This is a genomic window from Serinicoccus profundi, from assembly GCF_008001015.1.
Taxonomy (GTDB): Bacteria; Actinomycetota; Actinomycetes; order Actinomycetales; family Dermatophilaceae; genus Ornithinicoccus; species Ornithinicoccus profundi.
This window is the reverse complement of record NZ_CP042862.1, coordinates 852,093-868,516: the sequence shown is the minus strand read 5'-3', so window position 1 is coordinate 868,516 and position 16,424 is coordinate 852,093. Positions and strand designations below refer to the sequence as shown.

The window sequence follows — 16,424 nt, the reverse complement described above, 5'->3', positions numbered from 1 at the left end:
CCGTACACACGCACCCATCTCCGCACCCCGACGGGTGCGCCGCGCTCCCGGACCTCACTGTCAGCCGCCACGTCATCCATCAGCCTGCTCGAGGGGGCTGTCAGTGGACTTCCCGGCTGAGGGTGGACCTTCCGGCTGAGGGTGGACCTTCCGGCTGTCAGTGGCTCCACGGGGCCGGCGCCCGTGCCCTCCCACGCACGGGCGGGCTACCCGCCCCGGACGACGTCGACGTGCACGTGGTCGAGGTGGCGCAGGACCGGGTCCTGGGTGCCGGGGGCGCCGGGCACGTCGTAGGCCTGCCACCCACCGGCCGACTGACGCACACCCCACCAGTGGTCGTCGAAGATGACGTACTGCACCGTCAGCTCCTCGGCGTGCGCCACCAGCCACTGGGCCAGGACCCACCCCTGGTCACGGCTCTCCTCGGTCACCGGCCGGTAGAACACGTCCACCGCCCGCCCGTCGTAGTGGGTCGACTCCACGCCATGACCGGAGTCCACGCCTCCCGGGGCGAAGCCACCCACCAGCACGTCACCGAAGTCCTCGCGCACCTCCTCGAGCACCGCCTCCGCCCGCGGGGTCAGACCGGACCCGCCGACCTCCTCCGCGGCGACGTCGGGCTCGCCGACCCGGCAGGTGAGCGCGGTGTCCGCGCGCGCGGACAGCACGGCCTCGACCACCCCGTCGGGCACCTCGACCGCTGCACCACCGCCCGGAGCACCGCCTCTCTGACCACCCCGCACCACCTGCGCGGCAGCCTGCGTCGCGGCGCGCGCCTGGGCCTGGTCCAGCGACACCCGCTCGCCGTCCACGACGATGCCGCACGGTGCGGTGAGGTCCGCCGACCAGTCGCGCACCGTCGGCCAGGCCACGACGCCGCCGGCGAGCACGAGCCCCGCCAGTGCGGCGACCACGCGCCCGGGTCCGCGCCGTCGCACGGCCGGCACCGGAGCCGACGCAGGCGCAGAGGCGGACGCGGGCGGCATACCGCCTAGTGTCCGCGACCAACCTGGGGCGCCGCCGAGAGCTTCTATCCGTGACCAACGCCACCCAGGCCCGGCGCTGCCGTCAGCATCGGCCATCACGCACCCCGCCACCCGCGCCCAGACCGGTCGGCGGGCGTAGCCTGCCACCCATGAGTGAGGCCTACTACGCCGCAGACGTCCCCGAGACGCACCGCCCCTACGTCGCCGCGCCCGACCGGCACCAGAAGCTGGACTACCGCCGCGTCGGCGACAGCGGCCTGCTGCTGCCGCCGCTCTCGCTCGGCCTCTGGTACAACTTCGGCGACAACCGGCCGTTCGACACCCAGCGCGAGATCCTGCGCCGCGCCTTCGACGAGGGCATCAGCCACTTCGACCTGGCCAACAACTACGGCCCGCCCTACGGCTCCGCGGAGGAGAACTTCGGGCGGATGATGCGCACCGACTTCCGCCCCTACCGCCACGAGATGGTGCTCTCCACCAAGGCCGGGTGGGACATGTGGCCCGGGCCCTACGGCATGCTCGGCTCGCGCAAGTACCTCCTCGCCAGCCTGGAGGAGTCCCTCTCGCGGATGAGCGTCGACTTCGTCGACATCTTCTACTCCCACCGCGCCGACGAGGACACCCCGGTGGCCGAGACGATCGGCGCGCTCGACACCGCGATCCGTCAGGGCAAGGCGCTGTATGCCGGCATCTCCAGCTACTCCCCCGAGCGCACCGCCGAGGCGGTCGCCGTGGCCCGCGAGCTGGGCACGCCGCTGATCATCCACCAGCCGGCTTACAACATGCTCAACCGGTGGGTCGAGGACGGCCTGCTCGACGCGCTGGGCGGCCACGGTATGGGGTCGATCGGCTTCACCGCCCTCGCGCAGGGCCTGCTCACCGACAAGTACCTCGACCGCGACGACGCAGAGCGGGCGACCGCGCGGCCCTCCTTCGACAGCAGCGTGCTCACCGAGGCCAACCGGGAGCGTCTGCGCGGGCTCGCGAAGGTCGCCGAGGGACGCGGGCAGACGCTGGCGCAGATGGCGTTGTCCTGGGCCATCCGCCCCGGCGGGGTCACCTCCACCCTCATCGGGGTCTCCAGCGTCCAGCAGCTCGAGGACAACCTGGCCGCAGCCCACCGGACCGACTTCACCCAGGAGGAGCTGGCCGAGATCGACCGCCTGTCCGGCAGCACCGAGGGTGTGGACCTGTGGGCGACGTCGGCAGAGATCGAGTGAGTCACTAGGATGCGGCGTTGTGACGGACGCACCGCTGGACTACCCGATTGACGATCTCCTCGACGTGCTCGACCTGCGCCGCGAGGGATCCACGACCATCCGCGTCGCCTCCCCCGAGGGGGTCCTGGGCACCGACGCGGACCTCGTCAGCTCCGAGGGCGACGTCTTCGCGGGCCGCAGCCAGCCGATGCCGCACGGCCGCGTCTTCGGGGGGCAGGTGCTCGCGCAGTGCCTCATCGCCGCGGGACGGACCGTGGAGCCGGTCCTGGAAGAGACCGAGGGCACTGAGGGCGAGCCGCTCGCCCGCCCGATCCACTCCATGCACGGCTACTTCCTGCGGCCGGGCGACGCGAACCGGCCGCTGCGCTTCCTCGTGGAGCGGATGCGCGACGGGCGCAGCTTCAGCGCCCGTCGGGTGCACGCCGTGCAGGACGGGCGAATCCTCATGTCGATCATCATGTCCTTCCAGGAGGCCTCCGAGGGGCTGGAGCACCAGATCCCGATGCCGTCCGCGCCGGCCCCGGACACCCTGCGCTCGGACCGGCAGCTCCTGGAGCAGGTCCCCCACCCGGTGGCCCAGGAGACCGCCCGCCGGCGCCCGGTGGAGCTGCGTCACGTGGAGCCGTTGCTGCTCGGCCCGGGAGAGCCGGGGCCGAGCGAGCAGTCGGTGTGGCTGCGGATCGCCCGCGAGCTGCCGCAGGACCCGCTGCTGCACGCGGCCATCCTGGCCTACGCCTCGGACTACGTGCTGCTCGAGCCGGTGCTGCGGCGTCACGGCCTGGGCTGGGGCGACCCGCGGCTGCGCCCGGCCAGCCTGGACCACTCCATGTGGTTCCACCGGCCCGCCCGGGTGGACGACTGGGTGCTCTACACGCAGAGCTCCCCCTCCGCGCAGTCAGGGCGGGGGCTCGGCACGGGGCACATGTTCGCCGCCGACGGGACGCTGCTCGCGACCGTCGGACAGGAGGGCATGGTGCGCCTGAAGCAGGCGCCCGACGCCTCCTGATTGACGTCGCGTCAAAGTCACGATTCGGTCACGACGGGCGCTCGACGGTGCCCTACCTGTAGACACCCTGAGAGCGCCGGACAATACTGCCAGGGTCACCCCTGGGTCCCTCAGCACCTCGACGACGAGGCGCTGTCCAGCGGCGACGTCCACCGTTCCAAGCAAAGGACACACTGTGCACCAGCCATCTGCTCGCCGGAGGACGCGCCTGCTGGCGCTCGCCGGCGCAGGGGCCGTCGTCGCACCGCTGGCCCTGGTCGCCCCCGCAGCATGGGCGAACCCGGAGCTCACGGTCAACGAGGACGGCACCTACATCGTCATGCTCGCGGACAGCTCGCTGGCCGCCTACGACGGCGGAGTCGACGGAATCCCCGCCACCAAGCCCGAGGAGGGGGAGAAGCTCAACACCACGAGCGCCGCCGCCGAGAGCTACACCGCATACCTCGACCGGCAGCAGAACGCCGTGCTCGACTCCGTCGGCCTGGACCGTGCCGACGCGGTCTACACCTACTCGACGTCCTTCAACGGCTTCACCGCCGAGCTGACCGGCTCCCAGGTGTCCGCCCTGCGCAAGGACCCCAACGTCGCGGCGGTGTGGGAGGACGAGATCCGGACCTCCGACACCGTCACCACACCTGACTACCTCGGCCTGACCGGCGAGGACGGCGTCTGGAACACCCAGTTCGGCGGGGACGCCGACGCGGGTGCGGGCATGGTCGTCGGCATCATCGACTCCGGCTTCTGGCCGGAGAACCCCAGCTTCGCCGCGCTCCCGGGTGACCCGGCCGCGCCGGCCACCTGGCAGGGTGAGTGCGTCGAGGGCAACGAGGCCGACGACGCCGACAACGTGACCTGCAACAGCAAGGTCATCGGTGCCCGCTACTACCCCGAGGGCAACAACACCGCCTTCGACTTCGACTCCCCCCGCGACACCAACGGCCACGGCAGCCACGTCGGTGGCACGTCGGCGGGCAACATCGACGTCCCGATGGACTTCAACGGGGACGACCTGGGCACCGGTAGCGGGATGGCCCCGGCCGCCCACCTCGCGTTCTACAAGGCGCTGTGGCAGACCGAGGACGGTGGCGGCTCCGGCACGACCTCCGGACTGGTCGCCGCCATCGACGACGCCGTCGCCGACGGCGTCGACGTCATCAACTACTCGGTCTCCGGCTCCTCGCAGTTCGTGGTGACCGCCGACGAACTGGCCTTCCTGGACGCCGCCAACGCCGGCGTGTTCGTCTCGGCCTCGGCGGGCAACAGCGGTGACACGATCGGCGAGAGCTCGGTCGCGCACAACTCGCCGTGGACCATGACGGTCGCCGCGTCCACGCACGACCGCACCAACTCGGCCGAGGTGGAGCTGGGCGACGGGGCCCCGGTGGCCCGGATCTCCGGCACCAACCGTTACGACACGGCGGCCCAGATCGCGGCGGCCTACCCCGAGGGTGTGGACACGGTCTACATCGCGACGGGCAACCAGTTCGCCGACGCCCTCTCCGGCGCCGCGGCCGCCTCGCAGGGCCTCGTCCCCGCGACCGGCCTCGACCAGCCGGCCGTGGCCCCCGACGGCTCCCCGGCCCCGGTCCTGCTGACCAAGGTCGGCGAGCTCCCCGGCGCCACGATCGAGGCCCTCGAGGCGATCGACCCCGACAACATCGTCGTGCTCGGCGGCGAGAACGCCGTCTCCACCACGGTGAGCGACGCCCTTGAGGCGTACGGCACGGTGACCCGCGTCGCCGGTGACGACCGCTACGAGACCGCCGCCCTGGTCGCGCAGCAGTACGGCGACGCGGACCACGTCTACGTCGCCACCGGACAGGACGAGGCCTTCCCGGATGCGCTGTCCGGCTCCGCGCTCGCCGGGAGCGAGGGCGTGCCCGTGCTGCTCACCAAGACCGACCGGGTGCCCAACTCGGTCCGTGAGGCACTTGCCGCGATGGGCGACCCCGAGGTGCACGTCATCGGTGGGCCCAAGGCCGTGACCGGCGACGTCTTCGAGGAGCTCGGCGCCTCAGAGCGCCTCGCCGGCAAGGACCGGTACGGCACGTCCGTCGCCGTCGCCGAGCAGTTCGGCTTCGGCGAGGACAACCCGGCCCCCGTGGTGCACACCGCCACCGGTCGCGACTACCCGGACGCCCTCGCGGGGTCGGCCCTGGCCGGCTACCAGGGGGTGCCCGTCATGCTGAGCCGCCCCGACGGGGTGCCCGGCGTCGTCCTCGACGGCATGGTGGCCCTGGCCCCCGAGTCCGCCGTCATCCTCGGTGGTGAGGGCGCGCTCAACGAGGACGTCCAGGCCCAGATCGAGGCGCTCTTCGGCGAGAACGCGACGTATGCCGGTATCAGCTCCGGTGACGGCGTGGGCCCGGCCCCGCTGGTCAACTCCGTCGACATCCCGGCCGACGGCGCCACCGCCGACGACGCACTGCTGTGCCTGCCGGGCTCGCTGGACGCGGCTGCCGCTGCCGACCACATCGTCATCTGCACCCGCGGCACCAACGCCCGGACGGAGAAGAGCGAGACGGTCGACGCTGCTGGCGGTGTCGGCATGATCCTGGCCAACAACACCGACGACGAGTCGCTCAACGGCGACTTCCACGCGGTGCCCTCGATCCACGTCAACGGCACCGCCGGCGACGCGATCAAGGAGTACGAGGCCTCCGACGCCGACCCGATGGCCACCATCTCGGCCTCCGGCGAGGGTCCTGAGCTCACCTACCCGGAGATGGCCGGCTTCAGCTCCTACGGGCCGGCGATCGCCGGTGGCGGGGACCTGCTCAAGCCGGACATCACCGCCCCGGGTGTCGACGTCATCGCGGCGGTCTCTCCGGCCGGCTCCACCGGTGGCACCAACTTCGACAGCTACTCCGGTACCTCCATGTCCGCCCCGCACATCGCCGGCCTGGCCGCGATGATGATGCAGGACAACCCGGACTGGAGCCCGATGGCGGTCAAGTCGGCCATGATGACCACCGCCGACCCGACCAACTCCGAGGGTGAGCTCATCACCTACGCCGGTGAGCCGGCGAGCCCGCTCCACTACGGGTCCGGTGAGGTCGAGCCGGGTGTTGCCTACGACACGCCGCTGGTCTACGACTCGGGTGCCGAGGACTGGCTGGCCTACGCCTGCGCCATCGGCCAGCTGCAGCTGGTCGGCGGGGCCGCCATCTGCGAGGACATCGGCACGACCGATGCGAGCGACCTCAACTACCCGAGCATCGCGATCGGTGACCTGGGCGGCGCGCAGACCGTGACCCGCACCGTGACCGACGCGACGGGCGACGGTGGCACGTTCACCGCCGAGGTCGAGGCGCCCCCGGGCGTCGACGTGGTCGTCGAGCCCTCGACGATCACCGTCGAGCCCGGTGGCACGGCGACCTTCGAGGTCACCTTCACCACGACCGACGCCGAGCTGGGTGAGTGGACCTTCGGGTCGCTCACCTGGACCGGTCCCGGCGCCGACGTGACCAGCCCGCTGGCGATCCAGCCGGTGGCGATGGGCGCGCCGGAGGAGATCCGCGGCGAGGACACCGAGGGCTCGGCGACCTTCGAGGTCACCCCGGGCTTCACCGGTGAGCTCACCTCGGTCGTGCACGGCCTCATGGCCTCGCAGGTCACCGAGGTGGAGGTCACCTCCGACGGCCCGGCCGGTGGCGCCGACTACGACGACTACACTCAGACGGTCACGGTGCCGGAGGGCACCACGGCCATCCGGGTCGAGGTCGTGGAGTCGGAATGGACGCCGGCCGAGCTCGACCTGGACCTCTTCCTGGAGGACAGCGACGGCAACCTCGTCGCACAGTCGGCCGCCGGTGGCTCGGACGAGTCGATCACGATGATGGCGCCTGCCCCGGGCGAGTACACCGTGGCCGTCGACTACTGGAACGGCGCCGCCGGCGCCACCGCCAGCGGTCCGCTGCACGTCTTCATGCCGTCCGCGGACGAGGGCAACATGACGGTCACGCCGTCCCCGGTCGCGGTGACCGCGGGCACGCCGCTGGACCTGACCGCCGCCTGGACCGGACTGGACGCCGCGACCCGCTACCTGGGCGCGATCGGCTACAGCGACGGCACCGAGGAGCTGGCCTACACCCTGGTCACGGTCAACACACCGTGACCCACGGCCGGTCGGTCTGAGCCCGGCCGACCAGCCTCAGGGCCCGTCCTCCCCATCGGGAGGGCGGGCCCTGCTCATGTCTCCCCCCGCACCTGGGCGATCGCGTCGGCGGCCCGCACCAGACCCAGGTGGCTGAAGGCCTGCGGGTAGTTGCCGAGCATGCGACGCGACGCGGGGTCGTACTCCTCGGCCAGCAGGTCCAGCGGTGCCCCGGCCTCCACGCAGGCCTGCATGAGACGTTCGGCGTCCTCGAGCCGGCCGCTGCGGACATACTGCTCGACCAGCCAGAACGTGCAGATGAGGAAGGGCGCCTCCCCGCCGTCCAGACCGTCGATGTTGCCCGAGTCGCCCATGCGGTAGCGGTGCAGGAAACCCGCGTCGTCGACGAGCTCCTCCTCCAGCCGCCGGACCGTGGCGAGCATCCGCGGGTCGTCGTAGGCGCAGAAGCCGGTATGCGGGATCTGGAGCAGCGACGCGTCCACCTCGGTGCTGTCGTAGGTCTGGCGGAAGGCCCCGTCGGGTCCGACGCCGCGCTCCTCGATCTCGGCGCGCACCTGGTCGCGCAGGGTGCGCCAGTGCTCGACGTCGCAGCCCGTGCTGCTCCACGGCCCGGACCCCCTGGTCGAAGGCCGCCCAGATCATCACCCGGCCATGGGTGAAGAAGTGCCTGTCCCCCCCGCATCTCCCAGATCCCGTGGTCGGGCTCCTCCAGCCGTTGCGTCTGCGTCGTCAGCATCATCCGCTGCACGGCCCAGCTGTAGGTGTCCTCGGCCACCCCGCCGTCGCGCAGCTGGGCCAGCGCGAGCATGACCTCCCCGATGACGTCCGCCTGGTACTGGTCGGCGGCGCCGTTGCCGATGCGCACGGGGCGGGACCCGGCATACCCCCGCAGGTGCGGCAGCTCGCGCTCGGTGAGGTCGCGCTCGCCACCGAGGCCGTACATGATCCGCAGCTCGTTGGAGTGCCCGGCGATGGCCCGCAGCAGCCACTCCCGCCAGGCCTCGGCACCGCCGTCGAACCCGTGGGCCATCATCGCCTGCAACGTCAGCGCCGAGTCGCGCAACCAGGTGAAGCGGTAGTCCCAGTTGCGCTCGCCACCGGGGTCCTCCGGCAGCGAGGTCGTCGCGGCCGCGACGATCCCACCGGTGTCCGCGTGGGTGAGGGCCCGCAGCACCGTAAGGGAACGGGTGACCTGCCGCGCCCACGGGCCGGAGGCGCGGATCCGGCCGGTCCAGGCCCGCCAGTCCGCGATCGTCTCCTCCAGGACGGCGCGCGGGTCGATGCTGCTGGGCAGCGGCTTCCACGAAGCCTGCCCGGTGAGGACCCAGCACAGCTCCTCCCCCTCGGCCAACCGGTGGCGACCCCGGTGGGCGTCCTCCTCGGTGACCGCCTCGGGCATCGGCCCGTGCAGGATGAGCCGCGACGGACCCCCCACCGCGGTGAGGACCTCCTCGCCCGGCCCGTCCCCGTCCTCGACCCGCGTGCGGTGCACCCAGGGCCGCAACGTGGCGTAGTCGAACCGCATGATGAGCTCGTGCTCGACCTCCACCGTGCCCGAGGTGCACCGGACCAAGCGCACGATGTCGGAGCGGCCGTCGCCGGGAGGCATGAAGGTCAGCACCTCGGCCGATCCCTCGGGCGCGCGCCAGAGGGTGCGGAAGACGAGGGTGCCCTCGACGTAGTCGCGGGACTCCACCTCCCCCTCGACCACGCGGACCAGCCAGCGCCCGTCCTGCTCGGTGCCGAGCAGCGAGGCGAAGACCGAGGGTGAGTCGAAGCGCGGCAGGCAGAGCCAGTCGACGCTGCCCTCCGGTGAGATGAGGGCCGCCGTGCGCATGTCCCCCACCACGGCGTAGTGGCCGATGGGGACGTCGCGGGCAGGACTCGCGTCAGCAGCAGGCATACCTGGAGTCTGTCAGCCGGCACCCGCGACCCTGCAGCCCACCACCGCCCGCCGCGAGCTGCCCCTGAGCACACACATGCCCACCACAGGTCGACGGTGCACGATGGGGCCTCGGACGGTGCCGCCGTCCGCCCGTGAGCGAGGAGAGGAGCCGGCGATGTGGTGGCAGGATCTGTTGTGGGGTGGCTGGAACGGCCTGACGGCGTGGGTGGTGCTCATCGCCCACATCTTCGGGGCGTGGGACCAGTTCCCGGTGTATGACGTGACGCGCGAGGGCAACTGGTACGACCTGGGCTTCCTGCTCGGGGCGGGTTCACCGCTGCTGGGCCTGCTCGGTCGCGGACGCTCCTAGCGCGTGCCGGGGACGGGCAACGCCCGGGGCGAGGTGACGCGGCGGGCGAGCCCGGTCACCGGGTCGGTGAAAGTCACCTCCCGGGCCAGCAGCTGCAGCGGGGCGGAGAAGTCGTCCGCGGCCACGTGCCGTGGCTCGGGGTAGAGCGGGTCACCCTCGATCGGGAGGCCCAGCCCTGCCAGGTGGAGTCGCAGCTGGTGGGTGCGGCCGGTCGTCGGGGTGAGGCGGTAGTGACCCAGGCCGTCCCGCTCACCGACGAGCTCGACGTGGGTCCGGGCGTTGGGTTCGCCGTCGACGACCCGCGCCTGCAGCTCACCGCGCTCCTTGACGATCCGGTCGGTGACGGTCGTCGGGAGCACGAGGTCCTCCCGCACGGGCGCCAGCGCCTCGTAGGTCTTGGCCAGGCGACCCGCCTGCACCATGCGCTGGTAGGGGGACCGCGCCTGCGCCCGGGTGGTGAGCAGCAGCACGCCGCTCGTCAGGCGGTCGAGGCGGTGCACGGGCGCCAGCTCGGGCAGGTCGAGGTCCCGGCGCAGCCGGGTGACGACGGTCTGGGCCACATGCCCACCGCGGGGCATGGTCGCGAGGAAGGGCGGTTTGTCCACGACGAGGAGGCCGGTCTCGTCGTCGTGGAGCAGGACGTCGATCTCGAACGGCACCGGCACCTCCTCCGGCAGGTCGCGGTAGAGGTAGACGACCTCACCCGGCAGGTATGCCGTCGTGCCCGTCACCGGTGTGCCGTCGGCGAGGCGCACCTCACCGTCGGTGACCCGCCGGGCGATGCCGGCGGGGTCACCCGTGAGGTGTGCGAGGGCGTCCGGCAGCGAGCACCAGGGCTCGCCGTCGGGCGGCCCGGCTGCCGCTGGCAGCCGCACCCGCGCCGCGCCCAGCCCGTCACGCGGTGGCAACGGGGGCGGACGGCGCGGGCGCCTGGCCAGCTCAGTCCCTCGTGAGGCGGCGGTAGGTCACCCGGTGCGGGCGGGCGGCCTCGGCGCCGAGGCGCTCGACCTTGTTCTCCTCGTAGGCACCGAAGTTGCCCTCGAACCAGTACCAGTTGGCCGGCTCGGCCTCGGTGCCCTCGTAGGCGAGGATGTGCGTCGCGACGCGGTCGAGGAACCACCGGTCGTGGCTGATGACCACGGCGCAGCCGGGGAAGTTGAGCAGGGCGTTCTCGAGGCTGCCCAGGGTCTCCACGTCGAGGTCGTTGGTCGGCTCGTCGAGGAGCAGGAGGTTGCCGCCCTCCTTGAGGGTGAGCGCGAGGTTGAGCCGGTTGCGTTCCCCACCGGAGAGGACGCCGGCCTTCTTCTGCTGGTCCGGGCCCTTGAAGCCGAACTGGCTGACGTAGGCGCGGCTGGGGATCTCGACCTGCCCGACCTGGATGAAGTCGAGCCCGTCGGAGACGACCTCCCAGAGCGACTTCTCGCCGTCGATGCCCCCGCGGGACTGGTCGACGTAGGAGATCTCGACCGTCTCGCCGACCTTGACATCACCAGCGTCCGGCTCCTCGAGCCCGACGATGGTCTTGAACAGCGTGGTCTTGCCGACGCCGTTGGGCCCGATGACGCCGACGATGCCGTTGCGGGGCAGGGTGAAGGACAGGCCGTCGATGAGGGTCCGGTCGCCGAAGCCCTTGGTGAGGTTCGTGACCTCGATGACCTGGCTGCCCAGGCGGGGGCCCGGCGGGATCTGGATCTCCTCGAAGTCCAGCTTGCGGGTCTTCTCCGCCTCGGCGGCCATCTCCTCATAGCGCGCGAGGCGAGCCTTGTTCTTGGTCTGCTTGGCCTTGGGGTTGGAGCGCACCCACTCGAGCTCGCTCTCCAGCCGCTTGGCCAGCTTGGCGTCCTTCTTGCCGGCGATGGCCAGCCGCTCGCGCTTCTTCTCCAGGTAGGTGGAGTAGTTGCCCTCGTAGGGGTAGAGGCGCCCGCGGTCGACCTCGGCGATCCACTGGGCCACGTTGTCGAGGAAGTACCGGTCGTGGGTCACGGCCAGGACCGCGCCCTGGTAGGACGCGAGGTGCTGCTCCAGCCACTGCACCGACTCGGCGTCGAGGTGGTTGGTGGGCTCGTCGAGGAGCAGCAGGTCGGGCTTGGAGAGCAGCAGCTTGCACAGCGCGACCCGGCGGCGCTCACCTCCGGAGAGGACGGTGACGTCGCTGTCCGGGGGCGGGCAGCGCAGGGCGTCCATCGCCTGCTCGAGCTGGGCGTTGAGGTCCCACGCGTCGGCGTGGTCGATCTCCTCCTGGAGCTTGCCCATCTCCTCCATCAACGCCTCGTAGTCGGCGTCGGGCTGCGCCATGAGCTCGCCGATCTCCTCGAACCGGTCGACCTTGGTCTTGATCTCGCCCAGACCTTCCTCGACATTGCCGAGCACGGTCTTGTCCTCGTTGAGCGGCGGCTCCTGCAGCAGGATCCCCACGGTGTAGCCGGGCGTCAGGCGGGCCTCACCGTTGGAGGGCTGGTCCATCCCGGCCATGATCTTGAGGATCGTCGACTTGCCGGCACCGTTGGGCCCGACGACGCCGATCTTGGCGCCCGGGTAGAAGGACATCGTCACGTCGTCGAGGATCACCTTGTCGCCGTGCGCCTTGCGGGCACGGCTCATGGTGTAGATGAATTCGGCCATGCCGCCAGGGTATCGGGGCGGGCGGGCCGACTCCGAATCTCGGCCCGCCTGCCCGGCCCCGCCTGCCCCCCCCCCCCCCCCTCAGGCGCTGCGGGCCAGGACTGCGTCGGCCTGCTCGTCGTCGGTCACCACCCCCTCGGCGTCGGCCGCGATCTCGAGGTCCGGCTCGCCGGTGGGCAGAGCGGGTCCACCCGCCGGCCCCCCGACGCCCCCTCCGTCGGGCTCGCCGCCGGCCCCCACGGCGCCGGCCCGCTGCTCCGCAGCCTCGACGAGACCTCCCGTGAGCGCGCTCGCCGGCGTGGGGTCGTGCTCGTCGAGACGGTCGCCGTCGTAACCGACGCGACCCCTGGTGAAGCGGCTCACCCCGCGCGAGACGTCGTGCCCGATGCTGTCGACGTCGATGACGGCGGTGGTGCCGGCCGAGGTCTCGGTCTTCCAGTCGCGCAACGACAGGCGACCGTGCGCGATGACCGGGTCACCCTTGCGGAAGCTGGCCAGCGCCGTGGCCCCGATGTGCCGGAAGCACAGCAGGTCGATGAACATCGTGTCCGAGGTGACCCAGGCCCCCTGGGCCGGGTCGAAGCGGCGCCGGTTGACCGCGATCGGGACGACCGCGAAGTCCTTGCCGTTGGCGATGCTCGTCTTGCGCTCCGGGTCGCGGGTCAGGTTGCCGGACACGGTCATCGTGGGTTCGTTCATCATGGTGCGTTCCCCTCCTGGTCATGAGCGCCCACGGGTCGTGGACGTGGGACCAGGATCGGTGCGCCAGGGAGCCCGCGGCCAGGGGTCGCCCGGGATCTGTGGACGACCGCGCCCGCACGCCGCAGGGTGTGGACAGCCTCAGGCGGCGGCCTGCTGCAGCAGGACGCGGGTCTTCTCGTGCCGGTCGAGCACGGTCATGACCGGCTTGCGCACGTGCCGGAAGGACACCTCGTCGATGGCGTCGTCGAGCACCTGCTGCACGTGCCGTCTCCGGCGAGCAGCTCCGACACCGGCCGCAGCCCGCGCCACGACGGCGAGCAGCAGCCCGGCCACGGCTCCGCCGGCGAAAAGCAGCAGCGGGATCGGCACCGGACCCCAGAAGGGCGCGTCGACCGGCAGCTGCAGCCAGCCCAGCACCACGAGCGTGACCAGCCACAGCAGGCCGACGACGGTGGTCACCGCGAGGACGAGCTGGAGGGCGCCCAGCACGGACCACCAGAAGGGGGTCCGGGTGCGCAGCGGCACGCCGACGATCGCCTGGTCGAGCGCGTCGGAGAGGGTGTCCTCCTCCGGGCTCGCCGCCTCCAGCACCGCCTCGGCCCAGCGCGGGGGAAGGCTGCCCCCGACCCCCTCACCCAGGTCGCGGGTCGCGAGCTGCACATTGGCCCGGGCCGCCGGGGTGGGGCTGGGCAGGGAGGAGCGGCCGAGCACGGCCCGCACGTCGGAGGGCGCGATGCCGGTGTCACCCGCGGTGTCGTCGCCGAGCCGCAGGCGCCGCATCGGGTCGGGGCGCAGCCCGGCCAGCCAGCGGGTGAAGGGCCACCCGGTGCGTGCGTGGGCCCGGCGGCGGTAGTCGCGGTCGACGGCGTCGAGCACCACGGGCACCCCGGAGGCCACCGTGAGGGCCTGGTGCAGGCGCTGGTCGGCCTGCTCCCCGAACTCCGGGGTCTGCTCCCCCACGCCCTGCTCGCGCACCCGGGAGGCCGAGGCGCGCAGGTCGGCCGCCAACCGGGCCTCCGCCGCGTTGCGCGCACCCACCACCTCACCGATGCGGGCGGTCAGCTCCCCGATGCCCTGCTGCGTGCGGGCCGAGGTGGCGATGACCTCGTGCTCACCGGCGCCGTCGGCCTGCACCAGCCGCCGCAGGTCGGCGGCGACCTGCTCGACGCCGCCCTCCTCGCGGATCCGGTCGACCTGGTTGAGCACGACGAGCATCACGGCGTCGTGGTGGCGCAGGGGGCGCAGGTAGTCGTCGTGGAGCCGGGCATCGGCATACTTCTGCGGGTCGGCGACCCACACGAAGACGTCGGCGCGCTCGAGGATGCGGTCGGCCACGACGCGGTGCCGCAGCTCGCGGGAGTCGAAGTCGGGCAGGTCCACCAGGACGAGACCGTCGAGTCCCGCGGTGGCCTCGGTGAGGGCGACGTGGTGGCGGTTGGAGATGCCGAGCCAGTCGAGCAGCTCGCCGGCGTCCTCCTCGCCCCACACCGCGGCCCCCGACTCCGCGGTCGTGGGCCGCCGCGGGCTGATGGTCGAGACGTCGTCACCCACGAGGGTGTTGAACAGGCTCGACTTGCCGGAGCCGGTCGCCCCCGCGAGGGCGACGACGGTGCGGCCACCGGCGATGGCCCAGCGTTCGCCGACGCGGTCGAGCACGTCACGGGCCGCACCGGTGCTGGCGGGCTCGAGCTCCTCCCCACCCACCTCGAGCGCCGTGGCGAGCCGCTCGGAGCGGTCGGCGATGCCCAGCGCGGGCTCGCTCCTGCGCCTGCCGATCATCGGGCTGCCTCCACCGCCGCCGCAGCGGCCTCGAGCTCGGCCAGGGCGTCCTCGGACACCGCGACCTCCTGCAACGTCGCGTCGAACCGGGACCGCTGGTCGGCATACAGCTCCTCGACCCGACCCAGGAGCGACTCGCGCGCCTTGAGGGCCATGGCGCGCACCGCCTGGTCGCCGAAGACCGCCTCGAGCAGCCGCTGCGCCAGCACCGCGGAGCCCGCCCCGACGGCCACCTCGGCGCCGGTGGGGATGAACGCGGTGGCGCTGAAGACGACGAGCATGAGCAGCACGCCCAGCCCGTTGACACCGAAGGCGAGGTAGCGCGCGGTCGTGCGCCGCGAGCCGGCCTCCTCCTTGACCATCTCGAGGATGTCGCGCTGCCAGTCGCGGATGAGCCGCTCGACCTGCTCGGAGAAGTCGGGGGTGGCCCTGGCGAGCTCGGGGTGCTGCTCCACGAGGGGTCGCCCGCCCGGGCGCTGCTTCCACGAGCGCGCGGCGGTGCTGGCCGCCACCTGGCCGTGCGAGGTGATGAGGGCGGCGGCGCCGGTCTGCAGCGCCTCGCCGAGCGGCTCGGAGGAGATCTCCTTGCCGGTGAAGAAGGAGGTCACCCGGTCGCGCACCCGGCCGATGCCCACCTCGATCGAGCGGAGGAACTCCCCGGTCCCGACGAGCTCGTGCCAGCGGGCGAGCACCTCGCCCCGCAGCAGGGAGCCGTCCTGCACCCCCTGGGAGATCGACTCCAGGGCGTCCCGGTATGCCTCGCGCGGCCCCTGCTCGAGGTCCCGCCAGGCGCCGACCTGGTCGCGTCCTGCGCCCGCGAGCGCGTCCGCCCGGGCGCTCAGCGAGCCCAGGGTGCCGGTGAGCGTGCGGCGGATGACGACCGAGCGAGCGCGGGCGTCGACCGCGAGGGAGTGCAGCCAGCCGCGCAGCCGCTCGCTGTGCCGGCCCGGGATCCGGCCGCCGTCCAGCTCGTCCTCGGGGATGGCGAAGATCGGTGACTGGCCCAGGCCCTGCTCGCGCAGCATCGTGGCGAGGTGGACCCGCACCTGCTGCATGGCCTCGGGCGGGACCCGGTTGAGCACGATCGCCACCGACGTGCCGCGCTCGCTGGCCTCCCGGAGCAACCCCCACGGCACGGCGTCGGCATACCTTGCCGCCGTGGTGACGAAGAGCCAGAGGTCGGCCGCCGACAGCAGCTGCTTGGAGAGCTGACGGTTGGCCTGGACCACTGAGTCGATGTCGGGGGCGTCGAGGAGCGCGAGACCGGAGGGCAGCGCCTCGGAGGCCACCAACCGCACCGCGCCGGGGTCCTCGACCTCGGCGGCGTCGCCGCCGATGCGGGCGAGCCCGGGGAGCACCCGGGTGTCGGTGAACCACGCCGCATCCTGCGGGTGGTGGACGAGCACCGAGGCCCGCGTGGTCGGCCGCAGGATGCCCGCCCTGCTGACCTCCTCGCCGACGACCGAGTTGACCAGGGTGGACTTGCCGGCACCGGTCGAGCCGCCGACGACCGCCAGCAAGGGGGCGTCGAGCGAGCGCAGACGGGGCAGGACATAGTCGTCGAGCTGCTGCTCGAGCTCACGTCGGGCCGTGCGGGCCTCCTCGGCGTGGCCGAGGTCGAGCGGGAGCGAGACCTCTCCGGCCGAGGACCGCAGCCTCTCGACGGCAGCGAGCAGCGCGGCGGGGTCGGTGGTCACGGCCCCTAGTCTGACCCCCCGCGCCCCGTCCACCAAGACG

The 16,424-nt window shown here is 72.4% G+C and carries 12 protein-coding genes and 2 pseudogenes; 5 read left to right on the top strand and 9 right to left on the bottom strand.

Annotated elements, in window-relative coordinates; translation table 11 throughout:
* Window positions 1-206 precede the first annotated feature (206 nt).
* Complete coding sequence (locus tag FA582_RS04075) at window positions 207-938, bottom strand: VldE C-terminal domain-containing protein (protein ID WP_237707559.1); 732 nt, start codon at window positions 936-938, stop codon at window positions 207-209.
* Window positions 939-1,135: 197 nt separating this feature from the next.
* Here FA582_RS04075 and FA582_RS04070 point away from each other — a divergent pair, with 197 nt between their 5' ends.
* The 3 genes from FA582_RS04070 (at window position 1,136) to FA582_RS04060 (ending at window position 7,329) form a co-directional block, all read left to right on the top strand.
* Window positions 1,136-2,206 (top strand): aldo/keto reductase, encoded by a 1,071-nt coding sequence (locus FA582_RS04070; RefSeq protein WP_010148906.1) that lies wholly within the window; start codon window positions 1,136-1,138, stop codon window positions 2,204-2,206.
* 19 nt (window positions 2,207-2,225) lie between these two features.
* Window positions 2,226-3,212 (top strand): acyl-CoA thioesterase, encoded by a 987-nt coding sequence (locus FA582_RS04065; protein ID WP_010148908.1) that lies wholly within the window; start codon window positions 2,226-2,228, stop codon window positions 3,210-3,212.
* A gap of 175 nt (window positions 3,213-3,387) precedes the next feature.
* Entirely contained in the window at window positions 3,388-7,329 is a 3,942-nt protein-coding gene (locus tag FA582_RS04060) for a cell wall-binding repeat-containing protein (RefSeq protein ID WP_010148909.1), read from the top strand.
* Window positions 7,330-7,403: 74 nt separating this feature from the next.
* Here the strand turns inward: FA582_RS04060 and FA582_RS17650 are convergent, their stop codons facing one another.
* Window positions 7,404-7,883, bottom strand: coding sequence for a glycoside hydrolase family 15 protein (locus tag FA582_RS17650; RefSeq protein WP_420853165.1), 480 nt, complete (start codon window positions 7,881-7,883; stop codon window positions 7,404-7,406).
* Window positions 7,884-8,056: 173 nt separating this feature from the next.
* Window positions 8,057-8,452, bottom strand: a pseudogene (locus tag FA582_RS17645) (glycoside hydrolase family 15 protein); the annotation flags it as partial.
* A gap of 64 nt (window positions 8,453-8,516) precedes the next feature.
* On the opposite strand from FA582_RS17645, the gene FA582_RS17640 reads away from it, so the two are divergent.
* The gene (locus FA582_RS17640) at window positions 8,517-8,843 is read left to right on the top strand and encodes a hypothetical protein (protein ID WP_420853164.1); all 327 of its coding nucleotides are present in this window, start codon (window positions 8,517-8,519) and stop codon (window positions 8,841-8,843) included.
* A 47-nt stretch (window positions 8,844-8,890) separates the two neighbouring features.
* Here FA582_RS17640 and FA582_RS17635 read toward each other — a convergent pair.
* Window positions 8,891-9,166: pseudogene (locus tag FA582_RS17635) on the bottom strand (trehalase-like domain-containing protein); the annotation flags it as partial.
* A 223-nt stretch (window positions 9,167-9,389) separates the two neighbouring features.
* Between FA582_RS17635 and FA582_RS04050 the strand changes: the two are divergent.
* On the top strand, window positions 9,390-9,584 hold the full coding sequence (locus FA582_RS04050; protein ID WP_010148911.1) for a hypothetical protein: 195 nt from the start codon (window positions 9,390-9,392) through the stop codon (window positions 9,582-9,584).
* Here the strand turns inward: FA582_RS04050 and FA582_RS04045 are convergent.
* The 5 genes from FA582_RS04045 to FA582_RS04025 form a co-directional block, all read right to left on the bottom strand.
* A complete protein-coding gene (locus FA582_RS04045; RefSeq protein ID WP_029541684.1) occupies window positions 9,581-10,492 on the bottom strand; it encodes a pseudouridine synthase in 912 nt (303 codons plus the stop codon). The genes FA582_RS04050 and FA582_RS04045 overlap by 4 nt on opposite strands.
* A gap of 31 nt (window positions 10,493-10,523) precedes the next feature.
* Window positions 10,524-12,206 (bottom strand): energy-dependent translational throttle protein EttA, encoded by a 1,683-nt coding sequence (gene ettA / locus FA582_RS04040; RefSeq protein WP_147899739.1) that lies wholly within the window; start codon window positions 12,204-12,206, stop codon window positions 10,524-10,526.
* 81 nt (window positions 12,207-12,287) lie between these two features.
* Entirely contained in the window at window positions 12,288-12,908 is a 621-nt protein-coding gene (locus tag FA582_RS04035; protein WP_010148914.1) for a single-stranded DNA-binding protein, read from the bottom strand.
* Window positions 12,909-13,046: 138 nt separating this feature from the next.
* On the bottom strand, window positions 13,047-14,687 hold the full coding sequence (locus FA582_RS04030) for a GTPase (protein ID WP_010148915.1): 1,641 nt from the start codon (window positions 14,685-14,687) through the stop codon (window positions 13,047-13,049).
* On the bottom strand, window positions 14,684-16,384 hold the full coding sequence (locus FA582_RS04025) for a GTPase family protein (RefSeq protein ID WP_010148916.1): 1,701 nt from the start codon (window positions 16,382-16,384) through the stop codon (window positions 14,684-14,686). The genes FA582_RS04030 and FA582_RS04025 overlap by 4 nt, the downstream gene beginning before the upstream one ends.
* Between the last annotated feature and the right edge of the window lie 40 nt (window positions 16,385-16,424).